20 protein-coding genes are annotated in these 18112 nt (G+C 59.2%); 9 read left to right on the forward strand and 11 right to left on the reverse strand.

Annotation, left to right across the window (positions count from 1 at the left end):
* Positions 1–26 precede the first annotated feature (26 nt).
* Positions 27–560, forward strand: coding sequence for a TIGR00730 family Rossman fold protein (locus ACTQ05_RS06825; RefSeq protein WP_441538527.1), 534 nt, complete (start codon positions 27–29; stop codon positions 558–560).
* A gap of 125 nt (positions 561–685) precedes the next feature.
* Positions 686–1990 (forward strand): chloride channel protein, encoded by a 1305-nt coding sequence (locus tag ACTQ05_RS06830; RefSeq protein WP_441538529.1) that lies wholly within the window; start codon positions 686–688, stop codon positions 1988–1990.
* 83 nt (positions 1991–2073) lie between these two features.
* On the opposite strand, the gene ACTQ05_RS06835 is transcribed toward ACTQ05_RS06830, so the two are convergent.
* The 5 genes from ACTQ05_RS06835 to ACTQ05_RS06855 form a co-directional block, all read right to left on the reverse strand.
* A complete protein-coding gene (locus tag ACTQ05_RS06835; RefSeq protein ID WP_427747524.1) occupies positions 2074–2811 on the reverse strand; it encodes an SAM-dependent methyltransferase in 738 nt (245 codons plus the stop codon).
* Positions 2812–3068: 257 nt separating this feature from the next.
* Positions 3069–3572 carry an EamA family transporter gene (locus tag ACTQ05_RS06840; protein ID WP_441538531.1) on the reverse strand — a complete coding sequence of 168 codons (504 nt, stop codon included), beginning with the start codon at positions 3570–3572 and terminating at the stop codon, positions 3069–3071.
* A gap of 409 nt (positions 3573–3981) precedes the next feature.
* Positions 3982–4680: an ABC-2 transporter permease gene (locus ACTQ05_RS06845; protein WP_441538533.1), complete on the reverse strand. Its 699-nt coding sequence runs from the start codon at positions 4678–4680 to the stop codon at positions 3982–3984.
* Positions 4677–5558: an ABC transporter ATP-binding protein gene (locus ACTQ05_RS06850; RefSeq protein ID WP_441538535.1), complete on the reverse strand. Its 882-nt coding sequence runs from the start codon at positions 5556–5558 to the stop codon at positions 4677–4679. The genes ACTQ05_RS06845 and ACTQ05_RS06850 overlap by 4 nt, the downstream gene beginning before the upstream one ends.
* A gap of 23 nt (positions 5559–5581) precedes the next feature.
* The gene (locus ACTQ05_RS06855; protein ID WP_441538537.1) at positions 5582–5962 is read right to left on the reverse strand and encodes a GntR family transcriptional regulator; all 381 of its coding nucleotides are present in this window, start codon (positions 5960–5962) and stop codon (positions 5582–5584) included.
* A gap of 471 nt (positions 5963–6433) precedes the next feature.
* Between ACTQ05_RS06855 and ACTQ05_RS06860 the strand changes: the two genes are divergently transcribed.
* The 3 genes from ACTQ05_RS06860 (at position 6434) to ACTQ05_RS06870 (ending at position 9616) form a co-directional block, all read left to right on the forward strand.
* The gene (locus tag ACTQ05_RS06860) at positions 6434–8047 is read left to right on the forward strand and encodes a peptide chain release factor 3 (RefSeq protein WP_427719358.1); all 1614 of its coding nucleotides are present in this window, start codon (positions 6434–6436) and stop codon (positions 8045–8047) included.
* Positions 8048–8203: 156 nt separating this feature from the next.
* A complete protein-coding gene (locus ACTQ05_RS06865; protein WP_427728338.1) occupies positions 8204–8926 on the forward strand; it encodes a VUT family protein in 723 nt (240 codons plus the stop codon).
* A gap of 9 nt (positions 8927–8935) precedes the next feature.
* The gene (locus ACTQ05_RS06870; RefSeq protein ID WP_427747520.1) at positions 8936–9616 is read left to right on the forward strand and encodes an SDR family NAD(P)-dependent oxidoreductase; all 681 of its coding nucleotides are present in this window, start codon (positions 8936–8938) and stop codon (positions 9614–9616) included.
* Positions 9617–9665: 49 nt separating this feature from the next.
* Here ACTQ05_RS06870 and ACTQ05_RS06875 read toward each other — a convergent pair whose 3' ends face one another.
* Both ACTQ05_RS06875 and ACTQ05_RS06880 read right to left on the reverse strand, forming a co-directional pair.
* Positions 9666–10391 (reverse strand): uracil-DNA glycosylase, encoded by a 726-nt coding sequence (locus tag ACTQ05_RS06875; protein ID WP_441538539.1) that lies wholly within the window; start codon positions 10389–10391, stop codon positions 9666–9668.
* Positions 10392–10479: 88 nt separating this feature from the next.
* Positions 10480–11382 carry a DMT family transporter gene (locus ACTQ05_RS06880; RefSeq protein WP_441063997.1) on the reverse strand — a complete coding sequence of 301 codons (903 nt, stop codon included), beginning with the start codon at positions 11380–11382 and terminating at the stop codon, positions 10480–10482.
* Positions 11383–11540: 158 nt separating this feature from the next.
* Here ACTQ05_RS06880 and ACTQ05_RS06885 point away from each other — a divergent pair, with 158 nt between their 5' ends.
* On the forward strand, positions 11541–12407 hold the full coding sequence (locus ACTQ05_RS06885) for a LysR family transcriptional regulator (RefSeq protein ID WP_441063995.1): 867 nt from the start codon (positions 11541–11543) through the stop codon (positions 12405–12407).
* A 27-nt stretch (positions 12408–12434) separates the two neighbouring features.
* Here the strand turns inward: ACTQ05_RS06885 and ACTQ05_RS06890 are convergent, their stop codons facing one another.
* On the reverse strand, positions 12435–13817 hold the full coding sequence (locus ACTQ05_RS06890) for an MATE family efflux transporter (RefSeq protein ID WP_441063994.1): 1383 nt from the start codon (positions 13815–13817) through the stop codon (positions 12435–12437).
* 178 nt (positions 13818–13995) lie between these two features.
* On the opposite strand from ACTQ05_RS06890, the gene ACTQ05_RS06895 reads away from it, so the two are divergent.
* On the forward strand, positions 13996–14811 hold the full coding sequence (locus ACTQ05_RS06895) for a putative RNA methyltransferase (RefSeq protein WP_441063992.1): 816 nt from the start codon (positions 13996–13998) through the stop codon (positions 14809–14811).
* A gap of 129 nt (positions 14812–14940) precedes the next feature.
* On the opposite strand, the gene ACTQ05_RS06900 is transcribed toward ACTQ05_RS06895, so the two are convergent.
* The gene (locus tag ACTQ05_RS06900) at positions 14941–15342 is read right to left on the reverse strand and encodes a hypothetical protein (RefSeq protein ID WP_441063990.1); all 402 of its coding nucleotides are present in this window, start codon (positions 15340–15342) and stop codon (positions 14941–14943) included.
* A gap of 440 nt (positions 15343–15782) precedes the next feature.
* Between ACTQ05_RS06900 and ACTQ05_RS06905 the strand changes: the two genes are divergently transcribed.
* Positions 15783–16487, forward strand: a complete 705-nt coding sequence (locus tag ACTQ05_RS06905) for a class I SAM-dependent methyltransferase (protein WP_427794261.1) — start codon at positions 15783–15785, stop codon at positions 16485–16487.
* A 48-nt stretch (positions 16488–16535) separates the two neighbouring features.
* On the opposite strand, the gene ACTQ05_RS06910 is transcribed toward ACTQ05_RS06905, so the two are convergent.
* Complete coding sequence (locus tag ACTQ05_RS06910) at positions 16536–16832, reverse strand: hypothetical protein (RefSeq protein WP_441063986.1); 297 nt, start codon at positions 16830–16832, stop codon at positions 16536–16538.
* A 77-nt stretch (positions 16833–16909) separates the two neighbouring features.
* Between ACTQ05_RS06910 and ACTQ05_RS06915 the strand changes: the two genes are divergently transcribed.
* Positions 16910–17398, forward strand: coding sequence for an N-acetyltransferase (locus tag ACTQ05_RS06915; RefSeq protein ID WP_154517003.1), 489 nt, complete (start codon positions 16910–16912; stop codon positions 17396–17398).
* Between the two features lie 118 nt (positions 17399–17516).
* On the opposite strand, the gene mscL is transcribed toward ACTQ05_RS06915, so the two are convergent.
* Positions 17517–17942: a large conductance mechanosensitive channel protein MscL gene (gene mscL / locus ACTQ05_RS06920; protein ID WP_154517006.1), complete on the reverse strand. Its 426-nt coding sequence runs from the start codon at positions 17940–17942 to the stop codon at positions 17517–17519.
* Positions 17943–18112: the final 170 nt, after the last annotated feature.

An 18112-nucleotide genomic window follows, 5' to 3' on the forward strand; every position in this document is an offset into this window, starting at 1 on the left:
GCGCGTCACCATGAGGGGGACTGAATTTGAATATCACCGTGTATCTGGGTGCCAGTATCGGCAATGACCCGGCGTTTCTGCCTGCGGTGCAGGAGCTGGGCAACTGGATTGGCGCCAACGGGCACGCGCTCGTGTACGGCGGATCCAAATCGGGCCTGATGGGCGCGCTCGCCGATAGCGTGCTTAATGCCGGCGGGCACGTGACGGGTGTGGAGCCGAGCTTTTTTATCGAGGCCGGGTTTCAGCATGACGGTATCGACGACCTCATCGTGACGAGCGATATGGCGGAGCGTAAGGCAAAGATGATCGAGCTCGGCGATGCGTTCATTGCCTTTCCCGGTGGGACGGGCACGCTCGAGGAGATTGCCGAGGTTATGTCCGCGGTGTCGTTGGGGCACCTGAGTGCTCCGTGCATCCTGTATAACCTGGACGGTTACTACAACGACCTCAAGGCGCTGCTCGGACACATGATTGATAAGGGTTTATCAAGCCCACGGCGCCAGCAAGGCATTTACTTTGCCGAGGATCTGTACGAAATCGCATCAATTATCAACGGATAAGCCTTGAGCCTGTCCCGCTGTGGCCCCCGGTGGCTCCGTTTGCAGCGCAGACGGTTGGCTCGTCTGGGCCACACTCGCTCTACAATAAAACGTATCTATGTCGACTTTGACCGCGGGAGGACCCGATGGATAAGCTCGCTAAACCCACAAACCGCGCGCTGTTTTTAGTTAGTGTTGCCGTGACCGGTGCGTTCGCAGGTGCCGCGGTCTGGCTGTTCTTTTTTGTGATGGAGCACGGCATCGACTATCTATGGACCGAGATTCCGCACGCACTGGGCGTCGCTTCGCCCGAGCTCACCAGCGGCCCGTTTGGCTTTCTGCCGTACCCGTTTTTTGTCTGCCTGCTGGGCGGCCTGTTAATCGGTCTGTACGAAAAGATGACAGACACCAAGACCGATAACCTCAATCAGGTGATGGCTAAGGTCAAGCAAGATGGGCGCTACCCGTACGACAATCTGGGCAAGCTTTCGCTTGCGGCATTGCTGCCGCTGCTGTTTGGCGGAAGTATTGGACCGGAGGCCGGCCTGACCGGCGTTATCGCGGGCCTGTGCAGCTGGGTCGGCGACCGCATGCGTCGCTTTGGCGCCGAGTTTAGGGAGCTCACGCTGCTAGGTACCCAGGCTGCCCTGACGGCGCTCTTTACCGCGCCTGTCTTTGGCTTTGTGGCGCCGCTCGCCGGTAGCGCCGACGGCCAGGGCGAAGATGCCGACGATGAGTCCGCGTCCGACGAGATCACCATCAAGCTGCCCAAGGCGCAAAAGACCGTGGTCTACGGCATTGCGATTGCCGGCGGTCTGGGCACTTACCTGTTGCTTGGCCAGCTCGTGGGCGGCGGCATGGGCATGCCCAGGTTCGAGTCCGCCGAGGTGGGCAACCTGGAGCTTGCCTGGCTCATTCCGCTGGCGTTGCTCGGCACCGTTTGCGGTTGGCTGTACTTTGTCTCCGAGCATGCAAGCGAGGCGCTGTCCCATGCAATAGGGGAGCGTCCTGTCGTCAAAGCCATGCTGGCCGGCCTGGCGCTCGCCATCTGTGGCACGCTCCTGCCCTACACCATGTTTGCCGGCGAGACCCAGGCCGATGTGCTCATGGAAACCTATCTGACCATTCCCGCCGGCGTGCTTATCGCGACCGGTCTTGTCAAGGCTATGCTGACCCCCGCCCTCATCAATATGGGCTGGCGTGGCGGTCACTTCTTCCCGGTTATCTTCTCGGGCGTAAGCCTGGGCTATGGCCTTGCCATCCTCACCGGCGCCGATCCGGTCTTTTGCGTCGCCGTCTGCACGGCATCGACGATGGGCGCCGTCATGCGCCAGCCTGTCATGGTTGTGGGCCTGCTGCTCATGTGCTTCCCGCTCAAGGGCATCGTCTGCATGATCATCGCCGCAGCCATCGCCGCCGGCATTCCGCTGCCCAAGCCGCTGCGCAAGTAGCATATTGCGCTTTGCGTTTGTTCAGAACTCGTTTTGAAGAAGCCGCGCGAGGCCATTTGTTTACGGCCTCGCGCGGCTAATGTTTAGAGCTTCCTCAGCACAATGGCGATGGTGTTGAGGTATTCGAGCGCACCGGCTTCAACGGCAGCGCGGTCGCCTGCTGCGTACTCGTTGTCGCAGGCGAGCCAGTCTTTCCATGCTTCGTCCGTGCAGAGCATAGGCTGCATCGAGACAATCTCGACGCCAGGGGTCGGCTCGATCATGGCGCGCCACCAGGCTATGTCGTGCATATAGTCGAGCTGCTCGGGTGTCCAGGATTTGAGCAGGCAAACGGGCAGGTTGTCGTGGCAGTCGCGAACCATGCCGGGGATGCTTAAGTAGAGCATCCCGCCTTGCTTTACGTAGGGGAGTAGGCGCTCACCCAGATAGTGTGGGTCACGGCCGTAGTAGTTGTACGAGTCGATACTTACGACCGCATCAAAATAGTCGTGCTCAAACGGCAGCCCCTGCGAGGCGTCTGCCTTAACAGGGTGAATCGTGTCGCGCGAGATACCGAGCGAATCGAAGAACGCACGGTTTTCGACGGGGTCGCTCCACAGATCGACGGCGTAGGTGTCAAACCCGTATTCGCGGGCGAGTAGGGCGCTGGTGATACCGGTGCCCGATCCAAGGTCGCAGACGCGGACGCCGCAGGGGATATGCACATCGCGAAGCAGCTCTTCGCAGAGCTTGAGGGGATTAGGGCCCATAATCTTAGAGCGTACGAGTGTCGCGCCGAAGCTAGTTGCTTTTGGGAAGGATTGAGATTCCTGGGTTTGCATTGTTCTTTCCTATCAGGTGCAAAAATGGCAGATGACGGAGGCGGAACGGCGCAACAAACCACGGCCGTTGGACGGCCGTTTTCGTGGTTCTATGCGATTGACCGTTCCCTAAAGAACAATGACCAAAAAGACATCCCCTTGGATGATCGAGACTGAGCCGAGGCCCGTGACGTTTATATTGTAAAACGTCACGGGCGTGCCGGGATATGCCGTTTGTCACGGATTTGCGAGCGTCTAGATCTCGCTTGGCATCGGCGCTATTTCCAAATCGCGAGCGCGGCGGTGCCCAGGACGATGAAGGCGAGACCGATGGCGCTGCGCCGTGAGAGTTTTTCGTTGAATGCCAGGTGCGCAAATAGTACCGATACGACAATCGATAGTTTGTCGATCTGCACCACGACGCTCACCTGGCCTGTGGCGATGGCGTAGTAGCACAGCAGCCACGATGCGCCAGTCGCAATGCCCGATGCCGCGAGAAATACGAGTTCGTAGCGGTCTACGTGCACGGCTTGGTCCATCTTGCCTTTAGCTGCCACGATTGCCCATGCCATAACCAGTACCACACAGGTACGGATTGCCGTGGCCAGGTTGGACTCGACGCCTTCGATGCCAACCTTGGCAAGGATGGACGTGAGCGCCGCGAACACGGCGGCGCCGAGGGCGTAAGGGAGCCAGGTCCGGTCTTGCTGCCGCTCGGATCCGGCAAACTGCTTCTTCTCGATCATTAAAAACGTGCCGAGGGTGATGACAGCGGTTCCCACGAGCTTAAGTCCGATGATACCGTCCCGCCATGAAGCTTTGATATCGCTGTGGTGAGACAGGGGCCATAGTTCGAGAGGGCATTTGGTTAAGGCTCGAATCGAAGTTGAATGGTTTTCCGCGAAGTGAACGAGTAAATCTGGACCCCTGGAACATGCACACTTTTTCGAACAAAACTGCAGGATTCTTAGACAAAAACCGCAGGAATTGAGTCCTTAAAAATGTCGATGCTACAGGGCACTGTTTTTACTCGTTCACTTCTCGGAAAAGTATTCACCTTCGATATGCTGACGGTGTCTTTTTGGTTGCCAAGAGCTAGACGGCCTGCTGTGAAGGGCGGTGGTGACGCCATGCCGCCTCGTTTCATTGAAAAAATAAGCGGGGTACCACCTAAGCTTTTTTAGCCGTCGATTACAGATCGCGTACTCGATAAACCTTGGTGCTGACAGCGCAGCTGATTACACATAGTGCGAGCGCCAGTACTGCAGTTCCTGCGCACAGACAGCCAAGGACGGCGGGATCGGGATTCGCCCCGGCAATCGACATGAGCCAGTTGCTGATGGGGTTGGAGGAGCTTAGCGTGGCCATGGCAAGGCATCCGAGCAGGGCAAACAGGCCAACGGATAGGCGCAGCGCCTCCATGTGTCCAAATCGAAAGAACAGCGGCTGCGCCAAAAACACCATCATGAGGGAGATGAGCATCGATGCTGCCGAGGCGATTGCGATTTCAAAGACCGTCTGTCCCGTCGAAGGAATGCCCGCGCTGTTGAAGAGCGGGATGGCGACGATACTCAAAAGCGTGGCGGCGCACGTCATGACGGCCGAGAAGACAACGATGCTCAGGTAGCGTGCGCAGATGATGTCTTTGCGCGTGAGGGGCAGCGTTGCCCGATAACGCTCCCATCCGTTTTGATTGTCGAAGCCTGCCAGCGAGCTCATGACCATGATAGGCGACATGGCGCTGAGCGCGCAGGCGCCGGCACTCATGCCGGAGTCGCCACCTGACGTGTTGGCGAGGGTCAGCACAACGAATATGAACAGGCCGACGCCCGCTATGCTTGGGACAAGCGTGCGAACGATGGCGAGCTCGGACATAAAGGCGCGTTTCATTTCGAAGCCCCTTTCAGCGTGAGGCGTAGATAATCGTCAATGGTTGCCCGATCGCAGGGAATCTCGGGGAAGGCCTCGAGCGTTTCGCGACGGTTGGGCACGAGCACGTCCACGCTGTAAGCGTGGTGGGAGGCACGGGCGCCTTCGACGCAAGCCATAAGCTCGACGGCCTGCGCTTGGGTACAGTGGGCGATGCCGGCGCGGTCGGTAATGTCCTCGCGCGGCAGGTCAAACACAATCGAGCCGTTATCGATGCAAATGATGCGGTCGGCAGCGCGATCGAGGTCGGACGTAATGTGGCTCGAGAGCAGCACGCTGCGCTGGCCGTCGGCGACAAAGGCAAGCAGCTCATCGAGCAGCTCCTCGCGTGCCATGGGATCAAGACCCGCGGTGGCTTCGTCCAAAACGAGCAGCTTGGCCTTGTGACTGAGCGCACAGGCAAGCTGCAGCTTCATGCCCATGCCGCGGGAGAGGTCCTTGACCTTCGCCTTGGGATCCAAGCCAAATCGGTCGATGAGGCTGGCGAAGGTGTCGTGGCTCCAGGTGGGGTACGCCGGGCTTACGAGTGCCTCAACTTCGGTCACCTTGAGTGTGGAAGGGAAAGGACACGTGTCCAGCACGAGGCCGATACGGGTGCGCAAGCAGCGCTGCACTTCACCGGGCGCGTCGGCGCCACAGCACTGCCCAAACAAGTGCACCTCGCCGGCATCGAGCTTTATAAGCCCGAGCGCGGCGCGAATGGTCGTTGTCTTGCCGGCGCCGTTTGCGCCCACAAAGCCAACAATCTGGCCGGGCTCCACGGCGAGCGTGACATCGCGTAGTGAAAAGCGGTCGCTTACAGCGCGTGAGACGCCTTTGAGTTCAAGCAAGTTTTGCATGGTATAGCCTTTCTTGCAGATGGCTACTGCATGGTTTCGGGGGCTACCAGGTCGAGCATTTCGTGCAGTTTGTCGCGCGTGACGCCCAAGGTTTCGGCTTGGCTCGCCGCTTTCGCAAGCAGGTCTTCGATATGGCATAGCTGGTTTTCGCGCAAGAGCTCCTGGTTGCCCTCGGCGACAAAACAGCCCTTGCCCTGCACGGTGCAGATAAACCCGAGTTGCTCTAGGTCGGCGTAGGCGCGCTTGGTGGTGATGACGCTCACACCCAGGTCGCTCGCGAGTGCACGGATGCTGGGGAGTTTGGCTCCCGCAGCGAGCGTGCCCGATAAGATCTGAGCTTTGACTTGCGAGGTTATCTGCTCGTAGATGGGCTTGTCGCTCGAATTGGATAGGATGATGTCCACAGCGGCTCCTTAGCTGTTGGGCTACACGTGTATATAACCGGTAAGCACAGTATATATACACTATGCACAGTTATGCAAGAGGTAAATAGGGATTGTCCGCTCGTTCATTCATCTCAATCTGTAACATCTGGAACCGATTTGGACGGCTACCTGTTACAGATTGAGATTTTGCTGGTGGGCCCCACCTGGTTGTCTCAATCTGTAACAACTGGAGAAGTTTTTGGCTGCTAGATGTTACAGATCGAGATCTTTCTGGGGCGCCCACCTGTTTGTCTAAATCTGTAACAGGTAGAGGTTCAAAAACCGTCTAGATGTTACAGATCGAGACAAACTGCTGCGGAGTGCCGTCATCGACTGCTACACAGGCCCCAACTGATGAATTTGTCCTGATAGGCGCCCTAGAGTGAGATTTCGCGGCTACAATAGTGCGGTTACAACGACGTAATGCACTCAATGCAAGAAAGGATCCGCATGGCAAGCCTGTCGGATGAAATTTCGTCGCGCCGCACATTCGCGATCATCAGCCACCCGGATGCCGGTAAGACCACGCTTACCGAGAAGCTGCTGCTCTATACCGGCAGCATCCAGACCGCCGGCTCGGTCAAGGGCAAGAGCTCGGCCAAGCATGCCGTCTCGGACTGGATGGACATCGAGAAGGAGCGCGGCATTTCCGTCACCTCCTCGGTGCTGCAGTTCACTTACAACGGCGCCTGCGTCAACATCCTCGATACCCCCGGTCACCAGGACTTTTCGGAGGATACCTACCGTACCCTTATGGCCGCTGACGCCGCAGTCATGGTCATCGACGGCGCCAAGGGCGTCGAGGCCCAGACCAAGAAGCTCTTTAAGGTCTGTACGCTGCGCCACATTCCCATCTTCACCTTTGTGAACAAGCTCGACCACGAGGCTCGCGATCCGTTTGAGCTCATGGAAGAGATCGAGAATGTCCTGGGCATCAATACGTATCCCATGAACTGGCCGATCGGCAGCGGCCGCAATTTCCGCGGCGTGTTCGATCGTCAGACCCGTCGCGTCATTGCCTTTGAGGGCGACGGTCACGCCAACGCCACCAAGAAGGTCGCCGAGGTCGAGGCCGAGCTGGGCGATTCTTCCATGGATGAGCTCATCGGCGAGGAGAACCATAAGAACCTGATGGACGACATCGAGCTGCTCGATGGCGCCGGCGACGAGCTCGACTTGGATGCCGTGGCCTGCGGCAAGCTGAGCCCGGCGTTCTTTGGCTCGGCGCTTACCAACTTTGGCGTGGAACCCTTCCTTAAGGAGTTCCTGCGTCTGGCCCCGACGCCGCGTGCCTATACCGATACGCTTACCAGTGAACCGGTCGATCCCTGCCGCGACGACTTTAGCGGCTTTGTGTTTAAGATCCAGGCCAACATGGACAAGAACCACCGCGACCGCATCGCCTTTGTGCGCATTTGCTCGGGTAAGTTCGAGCGCGGCATGGATGCCTTCCACGTGCAGGGCAACCGCAAGCTCAAGCTTGCCACGGGCACGTCGATGATGGCCGACGACCGCGCCATCGTGGACGAGGCGTACGCGGGCGATATCGTGGGCCTGTTCGACCCGGGTATCTTTAGCGTCGGCGACACCGTGTGCTCCGGCAAGCGCCATGTGCAGTATCCGCAGATCCCGACGTTTGCCCCCGAGATGTTCGCTCGCATTACGCAGGTCGACACGCTCAAGCGCAAGCAGTTCGTCAAGGGCATGGAGGAGCTTGCCCAGGAGGGCGCCATCCAGATCTTCCGCGAGTTGGGTGCCGGCATGGAGAGCGTCATCGTGGGCGTGGTCGGCGTGCTACAGTTTGAGGTACTCGAGCGCCGCCTCAAGGCCGAGTACCGTGTTGAGGTTCGTCGCCAGCCGCTGCCCTATACGGACATTCGCTGGATCCAGAACGACCCCGACACCATCGATATCCCGGGCCTTTCGCTCACGCGCGACACGCTGCGCGTCGAGGACATGCGCGGTGGCAAGCTGTTGCTATTTACGAGCCCGTGGAACGTGGATTGGGCAACCGACCACAATCCCGACCTTATCCTGTCGGAGTTTGGCAACGTAGTCTTTTAACGCATCGGCGCGGTGGCCCTGCGGGGCTGCCGCGCTGCCTGCTTGCCTGATGCCGCATGAGCGGCTATCATGCCCACCGTCGCCTCAAGACCGGGGCGTCCGAGCAGTTCGGGTCCGATATCCTGCTCGTTAAACCTAAAACCAAAGGAGTACATAATGATCAAGAAGGTCATGGAGGACTACAAGGTCCTGTTGCGGAGCATTCCCGCGGCAACGGTTTCGCTGTTTTTCGTGAGCGTTATCATGATGAACCTGCTGGCCAACAAAGAGCTCATCAGCCTGCCGTATCTGGCACTCGATTGCGGCTTTGTGGTGAGCTGGGTCTCGTTTTTGTGCCAGGACATGATCTGCAAGCGCTTTGGCGCCAAGGCATCCATCAAAATCTCTATCCTCGCACTGGCGGTCAACCTTGCCGTGAGCCTGTGCTTTTGGGCATGCTCGCTCACGCCCGGCATGTGGGGCGCCTACTACGATACGGGCATGATCGAGGTCAACACCGCCCTTAACGCCACCATCGGCGGCACCTGGTACGTGGTGCTGGGCTCTTCGCTGGCAATGTTCGTTTCTGCCGTGGTTAACTCCACGCTCAACCAGTCGCTCGGCCGTATGCTCAAAAAGAATAACTTTGCGAGCTTCGCCTTCCGCTCCTATGTGTCCACGGGTGTTGGCCAGTTTATCGACAACCTGGTCTTTGCCATTGTAGTGAGTCACACGTTCTTTGGTTGGACCTGGGTGCAGGTCCTTATGTGCTCGCTGACCGGCGCTGTCGCCGAGCTGCTGTGCGAGGTCTTCCTGAGCCCCGTGGGCTACAAGGTCGTGCGCGGCTGGGAGCGTGAGAATGTGGGCGCCGAGTACCTTGAGCGTCACGCAACCGCCTAAGGAGCAAGTATGCGGGTTTTGATTACGGGCGCTTCGGGCGGTATCGGAGCCGCGTGCGTGCGGCGCTTTTTGGACGAGGGCCACGAGGTCGTGGGCTTTGATCTGCTGCCGGCGGTGATCGAACACGAGCGCTACCGCCATCTGATTGTTGATGTCCGCGAGCCGGGCTCGTTTCCAGGCGACCTTGAACCCCAAGTGATCGTGAACGTTGCGGGTACGCAGGATTCGGTCGACGATATCGCCGCCAACCTGTGTGGCACCATCAACGTGACCGAGCGCTACGCCTTTGTGGGGGAGGGGCTTGCTGCCAAGCCGGCGCCCGCTATCAAATCCGTGGTCAATGTGGGGTCGGCGAGCGGGCATACGGGATCGGAGTTTCCCGCCTATGCTGCCAGCAAGGGCGGCGTTATCGCCTACACCAAGAACCTTGCAAACCGCCTGGCACCGCAGGCCATCGCCAACAGTGTGGACCCGGGTGGCGTTATCACGCCGCTCAATCGTTGCGTGATGGAAGACGAACACCTGTGGAACCAGATTATGGAGCTTACGCCGCTTAAACGCTGGGCAACCGCCCAAGAGATCGCCGAGTGGATCTACTTTGTGGGCGTGACCAACCGGTTTATGACCGGGCAGAGCCTGCTCATTGATGGTGGCGAGGCCGGCCGCACACAATTTATTTGGCCCGAATAGGAAACGCGCCCGATGGAAAGCCGTCGGGCGCGTTTTTGATGTATCGATTTTAGCCGAGACAAGTCCAGTTGACGGGGGTCGAGCCGTGCTGTTCGAGTAGCCGATTGGCTGCCGAGAAGGGTCGCGACCCCATAAAAGCGGGGAGTTCTGCCGTGGCACGGTTGGCCGAAAGCGGCGAGGGGTGCGTGGAGGCAAGGCAGAACTTGCCGGTTGTTTTGCCCGCGTCGATCGCGGCGAGCTTGCCCTCAACCATCTGCTGGGCAAAGCGGCCCCATGCCAAAAAGACTACCGGTTGGGGTAGCTGGCAGCAGCGTTCGACAACGTAGTCGGTGAGCGTACTCCAGCCCAGCTTGGCGTGTGAGTTCGCGGCATGCTCGCGCACGGTGAGCGTAGTGTTGAGGAGCAGGACGCCCTGTTGTGCCCATGGCGTCAGATCTCCCGTGGCGGGAATGGGACAACTCAGATCGGCTTTGAGTTCCTTATAGATGTTGCGCAGGCTTGGCGGCAACTTGGTTTGCGTCGCGGGGACCGAGAACGATAACCCCATGGCCTGGTTGGGCCCGTGATAAGGATCTTGGCCCAAGATGACAACTTTGACCTGGTCGGCCGGCGTGTAGGCGAGGGCATTGAGGATGTCGTCTTGTGCCGGGTAGATGGTCTGCTCGGCACGCAAAAGGGCGATGCGCTCGAGCAGCTGGTTCGTAGTGTCACGTACCGGCTGCGGCGCATCGTCCAACCAAGTTGCTATGTTGCGGTCGCGAGTTGCGGTGTTCATGGAGCTCCTTTATGGCAAATGCTATGTTGGCATCTATTGTAAAGGCGCACCGGTTGCCTTTATGCCGCGGCTGCATGAAGAGCGGGGTCTACGAGGCGCGTTCGGGCACTCCTGCCATATGAGCGCGTCCATGTGCGCGGAGGTGCGGAAGCTCGACGGTTGCCGCCATGACGCCGGTGAGGATGAGAGCTGCACCCAGGAAGGCGATGGGGCTCAGGACCTCGCCGACTAGGAAGAACGAAAAGACGGCGGAGCAGACTGGCTCGAGCGAGAAGGCAAAGCCGGTGGTCTCGGCGGGCACGTGGGGCTGCACGAGCGTCTGGGTGATAAAGCCGTAGGCAGAGCAGATGAGTGCGAGTGCGACGACGACCACGACCTCGCCCGGCGTGCCGGGGAGTGTGAAACCGCCAAAGGTGAATGCGGCGATGCCCGAGAATAAGCCGCCAAAGCCCAGCTGCCAAACGCCCAGAGCAAGCGGATCGACTTCTTCGACAAAGCGCTTGGCCACGATAATGTGGCCGGCATAGACAAAGGCGGAGAGCAGCATGATGAGCGCGCCCGGGTTCAGGCTGGTGAAGTCGGCGCCCGAGAGCAGCAACATACCGCAGGTGACGATGGCGGTGCCGACGAGCACTTTGCGCTCGGGGGCGCGGTGCAGCAGGGCGGCGTTGGCAAACGGCACGATCACGACCGTCAGGCTCTGCAAAAAGCCGGCAGTGGAGGCAGAGGTGAGGCTGGAGCCCAGGCACATGCAGGTGAGCTCGGTTGCCATGATGGCGCCGATGATGGCGGCACGGACCATAAGGTCGCGGTTAATGCGCAACGCGCGCTTGTGGAAGAGCAGCAGGCAGGCCACAAAAGCGATGATACAGCGTAGCGCGACGATACTCGTGGCGTTCATGCTGTCCATGCCGATCTTCATGAGGGGATACGAAAAGCCCCATGCGACGGGAACGGAAAATGAGAGCGCGATTGCTTTTTTGCGATCCATGGGACTCCTTTTGTTGCAGAACGGTTTCGTAAAAAGGATTCTGCTCCCAGATTTGGATGTAGTAAAGCGAATGTATCTTCAGTATGATTAAGAAATGCTAATGTCATTAGGAAAAGCACTGGCAAAACGTTTTACGGCTGCATTGTTGTGGAGGCACGATGGCGTCGCGGTATCAGATTGTTTGTATGGTGGTCGATTGCGGCAGCCTTAAGGGCGCGGCGGACGAGCTGGGCTATACGCAAAGTGCGGTGAGCCAGGCCGTCAAGGCACTCGAGCGCGAGCTGGGTACCACGCTTATCGAGCGCGGTAAGCAGGGCGTTTCACTTACGCGCGACGGTAAACAATATCTGCCGTATCTGCGCCAGATTGTGACTGCCGAGGCTGAGCTCGAGGGCAAGCGCCAGGAGCTGCTGGGGCTTTCGTCGTCCGATATTCGCATCGCGACGTTTACCAACGTGAGCCGAACCGTGTTACCGCGCGTGATCCGCGACTTTGGGGCGCTGCACCCGGGCGTACGCTTTACCCTCAAGCAGGGCGACTACACGCGCAACGCCCAATGGGTGCACGACGGCGTAGTGGATTTTTGCTTTACGGCACGTGGGTTTACCGCAGGGCTCGAGAAGCGCGTGGTCTATCACGACGAGTTGGTGGCACTGTTGCCTGTCGCGCATCCGCTGGCGGCAAAGGAAAAAGTGACGCTCGCCGACCTGGCTTCCGAGCCGTTTGTGCTGCTGGATGAGGGCGAACAGAGCCTGGTGCTCGATGCATTCGCGGCGCATGGCCTGTCGCCGCACGTGACGAGCGAGGTGACCGACGACTACACCATCATGGCGATGGTGGAGGAGGGTCTAGGCGTGAGTATGCTCTACCGTCGTACTGTGGAGGGCATGCGGGCCGATATTCGCGTACGTCCCATCGTGCACGCCCCCTCGCGCGACGTAGTGGCAGCCTGGCGCAGCTGGGACACCATGCCTATCGCCACGAGGCGCTTTATCGACTATATGAGCTCGCATATTGTCAATTAATGACTGGCGTGGCGTTGAGTGCGGTGTTTAGCAGGCTGTCGCTTTGGCTTGGGTGGCGCGATAGGTGCGTGTCGGGTGGCAGAGTAGTACCGCCACGACCATAAAGAACGCCGTGGTGCCCAGGCTGATGGGGTAGACCATCATGATGTTCGCAAAGGTGCGGAAGTGCGGGAACACGCAGAATACCCAATAGAAGCGGATGCCGCAGACGCAGATCATGGTGATAAGGGCGGGTATGAGCGAGATACCAAAGCCGCGCAGGTAGCCGGACATGTTCTCGTAGAACATGCTAAAGGCGTACGCAGGGAAGATCGAGCACACGCGGATATAGCCGATCGAGACGATGTTGGGATCGCTGTTGAACAACGACAAGATCTCGCGCCCCAGGCCGACAATAACAATAATCGTGGTGAGCGCGACGATACCGCCTTCGACCAGGCAGACCTTAAGGGTCTTGGTGCAGCGGTCGATCTGGCGGGCACCGTGGTTTTGCCCCACAAAGGTGGTGCAAGCCTGGCTAAAGCTGTTGAGCAGGTTGTAGCACACGTACTCCAGGCTCATGGCGGCGCTCGAGGCGGCCATGACCTCGGTGCCCAGGCTGTTGATGGCGAACTGGATGATGATGTTGGCGACGGCAAAGACGGCGCTTTGGATGCCGGCGGGCAGGCCGATCTTGACGATGCGCTTGAGGGCGATGGGGTCGATAGCAAGGTCGCGCGGGGTGACGCGGACGACGGAGTCGGTCTTGAGCAGGCGGATAAAGAGTGTAGCGGCGCTGACGGTGTAGGCGATGGCGGTGGCGATGGCGACACCCGCTACGCCCCAGTGGAGTACGGGGACAAAGATGAGGTCCAGGCCAATGTTGAGGACGGTGGACACGGCAAGCGCTTGCAGCGGCATGCGGGTGATGCCGACGGAGCGGAAGATCGCGGCCTCAAAGTTGTAGAGCAAGATTGAGGGCATGCTGAGCAAAAAGACGCGTAGATAGAGCGAAGCGAGCGGCATGGTCTCGGCGGGAACGTTGAGTGCGGCGAGCATGGACTCGGCAAAGATCTCGCCCAGAGCGATGACGACAAAGCCCACGAGCGCCATTAAAATCGAGGTATGGACGGCGCGTTTGACCATATTCTGATCGTTGCGGCCGATAGCGTTGGCGATGACCACGTTGGAGCCAAGCGACATGCCAATAAACAGGTTGAGCATAAGGCTGGTAAGCGGAACATTGGAGCCGACTGCCGCCATGGCGAGGGTTCCCTGGTCGCCCGAGAAGTTACCGATAATGACCGTGGCGATGAGGTTTGACAGCTGCTCCAAGATGCTCGTGGCGGCCACGGGCAAGGCGAACAGGGGGATATTGCGCCACAGTGAGCCGGTGGTCATGTCGATGTGCTTAGATGCGGTATCAGCCATACGCTCTCAATTTCTAACGTGCTATTTCGTGCTTATTTGCGTAGACGATGATACTCCTAATCACCTAGTCATTGGGGGCGTTCTTAAACGACTAGTCATTCAAGAACGTCCCCAATGACTAGGTGGGGAAGGCGTGCGACAATGGGGTACGTTGTGTTGTTCGCGCTAAGGAGTTGCCATGTTGTTGTGTCCCGTTTGCCATGAGCCGTTGGTGGACGACGAGCGCGGTGCCGCATGCGCGGGCGGACACCGGTTTGACCGTGCGCGCGAGGGTTATCTATATCTGCTACGTTCGTCCAAGAGCGGCGACTCCATGGGCGATCCCAAGTCGCAGGCACGCAGCCGTCGTGACTTTTTGAACCGTGGCTACTATGCGCCGCTGCGCGATGCAATGGTCGAGCTGGTGCGCAAACGGGTTTCTGGGCGTGCTGCGTCTACAGGCGGTCCCATGACGCTGCTCGATATTTGCTGCGGCGAGGGTTACTACACCAGCGCCATGGGCGCGGTGCCGGGCGTGGACGCTTATGGCTTTGACCTGGGCAAAGAAATGGTACGCCTGGCCGCCAAGCGCGGCGATGCGACCTATTTTGTGGCCAACATGAAAGACATCCCAGTGGCCGATGGCGCCTTCGATATGGTGACCGAGCTCTTTGCTCCCTTTAACGAGCGCGAGTTTGCCCGCGTGTTGGCGCCGGAGGGCTCGCTCTACACCGTGGTGCCGGGTGCCCGTCATCTCCTTGGGCTCAAGGAGGTGCTCTACGACACGCCGTACCTCAACGACGAAAAGCTTCCGAAGACGATGGAGCTTAAACTGGTCGGCACACAGCGGGTGTCCGCGAATATTACGCTCCAGACCCAGGCCGACATCGAGGCGGTGTTCCAGATGACGCCGTACTACTACCGCACACGCCCTACCGACAAAGAGCGCCTGGCAAACCTGGACACCCTTAAAACCGACATCGACTTCATCATTGCCGAGTACCGCCACAGCTAACCAACCTGCCAAAAAGGGACAGGTTTATTTTGGCAGGTTTTATCTGGGCAAATGTAAAGGACCGACCGCGTTACTGCGCGATCGGCCCATGTTAGTTGCTTGGCTGCAGGGGTTATGAGAAGCGAGTGCCTACAGGCGGTCCTTGTTCTCGGCCTTAACGGCGTGCGCCTGCTGAACAAAGAACAGGTCGTAGACCACGATGACAAAGGCGCCGATATTGACGGCGCTGCCGCCGAGTGCGGGAAGCGTGAGCACGGCCTGCGCAATCGTGGCGATTGAGGCAACGATGCCGAGCTTAAACGCGCTATCCACCTGCGAGGGCTTGTTGGCGCCCTTGATGCCCGCAACACCTGCGGAAAGATCGACAATGCCCTTGACGACAAGCACGACCGCGGCGAGCATGGCGTTCGACCCGTACGTGGAATCGAGGCTGCCCCTGGCGATACCGATGCCGGCGATGACGAGGCTGGCGATGCCCAAAACAAAGTAGACGAGGGCAAGGATTTTGAGAGTCTTGCGAGCGGAGCTCATGGCTGGTCCTTTCGATATGAGTACGCCGATCTGGCGTAGCCCATGTGCTGCACATATGGTGAAGCACATTGTAGTTCAACGCAGCGATGCGTGCGCCTGAAAGCGCTTTGAGCCCGCGCAGCCCAATTCGACCTTTCAAAAAGGAAAGCTGGACGTAAGCCAAATCGATGGCAGCTCATGTGCGGCGCTGCGATGATGAGACCGTAACAAGGAGCTGTTCTTAAGGAGGAGCCATGATGTACGGAGCGGGGCGAGTGCATGAGCCGCGGTCGTTGGGAAGGCGCATGGGCGATTCTGTGATCGCTGCCGTGTGCACGGGATTGATGGCGGTGCTTTGCATTGGGATGCTGTGGGCCATGTCGCATGTGGGACAATAGCGGACGGTTGGGTGCTGGCATAAACGGCGCTCACGTATTCATTTTGCTTGTTAAGGAGTACCCATGGGCGTCGTCGATCCCTTTTCTGTTGCTCGGGCCGCGGGGCTTGAGCTGATCGGGAAGTCCGCGGGCCTCACGCTCACCGACGGCACGATGGAGTTGCGTGCCGATTTTGTCCGCATGCTGCCACGGCTCAAACAGGGCCGTCTGCAGCAAGAGCTGTTGGTAAAGGCTGCGCGCGCAAAAGGCGTCGAGTGCCCATGGGCGATTGATGCCACGGCAGGCTTTGGCGAGGATTCGCTGCTGCTGGCGGCTGCGGGCTTTACCGTCGATCTGTATGAGCAGGATTGCGTGATCGCGGCGCTCCTCAAGGATGCCTTGGATCGCGCGGCAGATAATCCGGCGCTTGCGACTGCCGTGGCCCGCATGCGCTTACATGCGGGCGAGGACAGCATTGCCGGCCTTCACCATATAACTGAGTTGATCGGGCAGGGCGAGCTCACCGCTCCCGACGTGGTGTATCTGGACCCCATGTTTCCCGAGCGCACAAAGAGCGCGGCGGTTAAAAAGAAGTTTCAACTCTTGCATCATCTGGAACAGCCGTGTGCCGATGAGGAGACGCTGGTCGAAGCTGCGCTTGCGGTGCGCCCGCGCAAGGTCGTTATCAAGCGGCCGGTGAAGGGGCCGCTGCTTGCTGGCGTTAAGCCGAGCTATCAACTTGCGGGCAAGGCCGTTCGTTACGATGTTTTGGTGCCGCCGCGCCCGTAGCTTGCGTGCGATGGTTGGCGCTCGGTCAGTGTCGTGCCGATGCGGGGTCTATTTCCAAGGGTGCGACGTCAGGTGCCAGCCGCCGCAGTATTCGCATTTGTAGCAGGCCAAACCACGCCGCCCGCTGCTTTCGCAGTCGGCCATAACGGCCTCGGCCTCGGCGCGTGTGCCGTAACGGTTTTTGCGCTCGCACGACTTGTAGCGCCAGGCTTCATCGCGCTCGGCGTTCAGGGCGTCGCGGCGCTCGTCCTCGCGCGCAAACAGGTCGCTCATAGCGCCACCGGTGGCAGCGCCCAAAAACTCGCTTTTGGCCTTTGACCAGGCGGCTCGCTTTTTGCTTCCCATCTGCTTCTCGCCCCTCTTCAAACGCTGGTATCATTGCTCAATCAAAGTGATACCAATAAACGTGAGGTCGCCGCGTGATGATCAGAAAAACCCTCGATACCGACATTCCCGCCGTCATGGCTATCTATGACGCGGCCCGTGCCTTTATGCGCGCGCATGGCAACGCCACGCAGTGGCCCGAGGGCACGCCTTCTGCCGAGCAGCTGGCTGCCGATATCGCCGCCGGTGGTAGCTATGTGTTCGAAGTCGACGGCCGCGTGGTGGCGACGTTTGCCTTTTTACCGGGCCCGGACGAGTGCTATGACGTAATTGAGGACGGGCAATGGCGTAGCGACACTCCGTACGCCGTGCTGCACCGTGTGGCGTCCGACGGCACCGTGCACGGTATCGCGGCTGCGATGTTCGCCTTTGCCAAAGAGCGTGCCGACCATCTGCGTATCGATACGCATCGGGACAACCTGCCCATGCAGGGCGCGAGTATTAAAGCGGGGTTTGAGCGTGCCGGCGTCGTGTATGTGTCGGACGGCACGCCGCGTGTTGCGTTTGACTGGCTGCGCGAGGCATAAGAGCGGGGGCGCGTATCTACGCTCCATGTAAGCGAAAATGGCCCCGGGTGGGGCCATTTTTGATCGCTGCGCTGTTTTGCAAGGTGGTAGATGTCGCTCGCTGTCGGCTCTAAGGCACCTACGCTCGGGGCAGCTCGCTTCCGCAGTGGCAACACTTGGTCGCGCCTTCGTGCACCTCTTCCAGGCAATACGGACAGACGGGCGCCGGTGCGGCTTCCTCGGCGGTGGCACCGGCGAGCCTGTCGCCGATCTCCTGCGCCTTGTTGAATGCCTTGACGATGGCAAAGACGATTGCCGCCACAATCAAAAAATTGATGCACGAGCCGATAAAGGCGCCAAAGTCGATATTAGTGCCCGGCACCACCAGCCCCGAGATCTCGGTAGCGCTACCGCCGGCAATCACGGAGATAAGCGGGTTGATGATGTTATCGGTAAGTGAGGTCACGATGGCGGTGAATGCGCCGCCGATAATCACGCCGACGGCCATGTCCATCACGTTGCCGCGATTGATGAATTCCTTGAACTCGTTGAGCAATGTCTTCATGGTGACTCCTCGCTGTTGTGGGGTTCGCGTTATTGCCGCCCCGGATGAGCCCGGGCAGGCAAGACGATATGAGAAAGCCATTTGGGTCGCCTCCCCCGCGGCGCAGCTTCTTTTCGCGGGCTCGGGATGCCACAATGGGCTTTGAGTATCGGCCCGTGCGGTAGCCCTTA

Origin of the sequence: Collinsella sp. LCP21S3_A9 (genome assembly GCF_052118785.1) — a bacterium.
In the GTDB taxonomy this organism is placed as follows: domain Bacteria; phylum Actinomycetota; class Coriobacteriia; order Coriobacteriales; family Coriobacteriaceae; genus Collinsella.

Bases quoted from the DNA above. Each gene is read 5' to 3' on its own strand.
- ACTQ05_RS06830 (WP_441538529.1), top strand. From the start codon at position 686: ATGGATAAGCTCGCTAAACCCACAAACCGCGCGCTGTTTTTAGTTAGT.
- ACTQ05_RS06835 (WP_427747524.1), bottom strand. From the start codon at position 2,811: ATGCAAACCCAGGAATCTCAATCCTTCCCAAAAGCAACTAGCTTCGGC.
- ACTQ05_RS06845 (WP_441538533.1), bottom strand. From the start codon at position 4,680: ATGAAACGCGCCTTTATGTCCGAGCTCGCCATCGTTCGCACGCTTGTC.
- ACTQ05_RS06850 (WP_441538535.1), bottom strand. From the start codon at position 5,558: ATGCAAAACTTGCTTGAACTCAAAGGCGTCTCACGCGCTGTAAGCGAC.
- ACTQ05_RS06860 (WP_427719358.1), top strand. From the start codon at position 6,434: ATGGCAAGCCTGTCGGATGAAATTTCGTCGCGCCGCACATTCGCGATC.
- ACTQ05_RS06865 (WP_427728338.1), top strand. From the start codon at position 8,204: ATGATCAAGAAGGTCATGGAGGACTACAAGGTCCTGTTGCGGAGCATT.
- ACTQ05_RS06870 (WP_427747520.1), top strand. From the start codon at position 8,936: ATGCGGGTTTTGATTACGGGCGCTTCGGGCGGTATCGGAGCCGCGTGC.
- ACTQ05_RS06875 (WP_441538539.1), bottom strand. From the start codon at position 10,391: ATGAACACCGCAACTCGCGACCGCAACATAGCAACTTGGTTGGACGAT.
- ACTQ05_RS06880 (WP_441063997.1), bottom strand. From the start codon at position 11,382: ATGGATCGCAAAAAAGCAATCGCGCTCTCATTTTCCGTTCCCGTCGCA.
- ACTQ05_RS06885 (WP_441063995.1), top strand. From the start codon at position 11,541: ATGGCGTCGCGGTATCAGATTGTTTGTATGGTGGTCGATTGCGGCAGC.
- ACTQ05_RS06890 (WP_441063994.1), bottom strand. From the start codon at position 13,817: ATGGCTGATACCGCATCTAAGCACATCGACATGACCACCGGCTCACTG.
- ACTQ05_RS06895 (WP_441063992.1), top strand. From the start codon at position 13,996: ATGTTGTTGTGTCCCGTTTGCCATGAGCCGTTGGTGGACGACGAGCGC.
- ACTQ05_RS06900 (WP_441063990.1), bottom strand. From the start codon at position 15,342: ATGAGCTCCGCTCGCAAGACTCTCAAAATCCTTGCCCTCGTCTACTTT.
- ACTQ05_RS06905 (WP_427794261.1), top strand. From the start codon at position 15,783: ATGGGCGTCGTCGATCCCTTTTCTGTTGCTCGGGCCGCGGGGCTTGAG.
- ACTQ05_RS06910 (WP_441063986.1), bottom strand. From the start codon at position 16,832: ATGGGAAGCAAAAAGCGAGCCGCCTGGTCAAAGGCCAAAAGCGAGTTT.
- ACTQ05_RS06915 (WP_154517003.1), top strand. From the start codon at position 16,910: ATGATCAGAAAAACCCTCGATACCGACATTCCCGCCGTCATGGCTATC.
- mscL (WP_154517006.1), bottom strand. From the start codon at position 17,942: ATGAAGACATTGCTCAACGAGTTCAAGGAATTCATCAATCGCGGCAAC.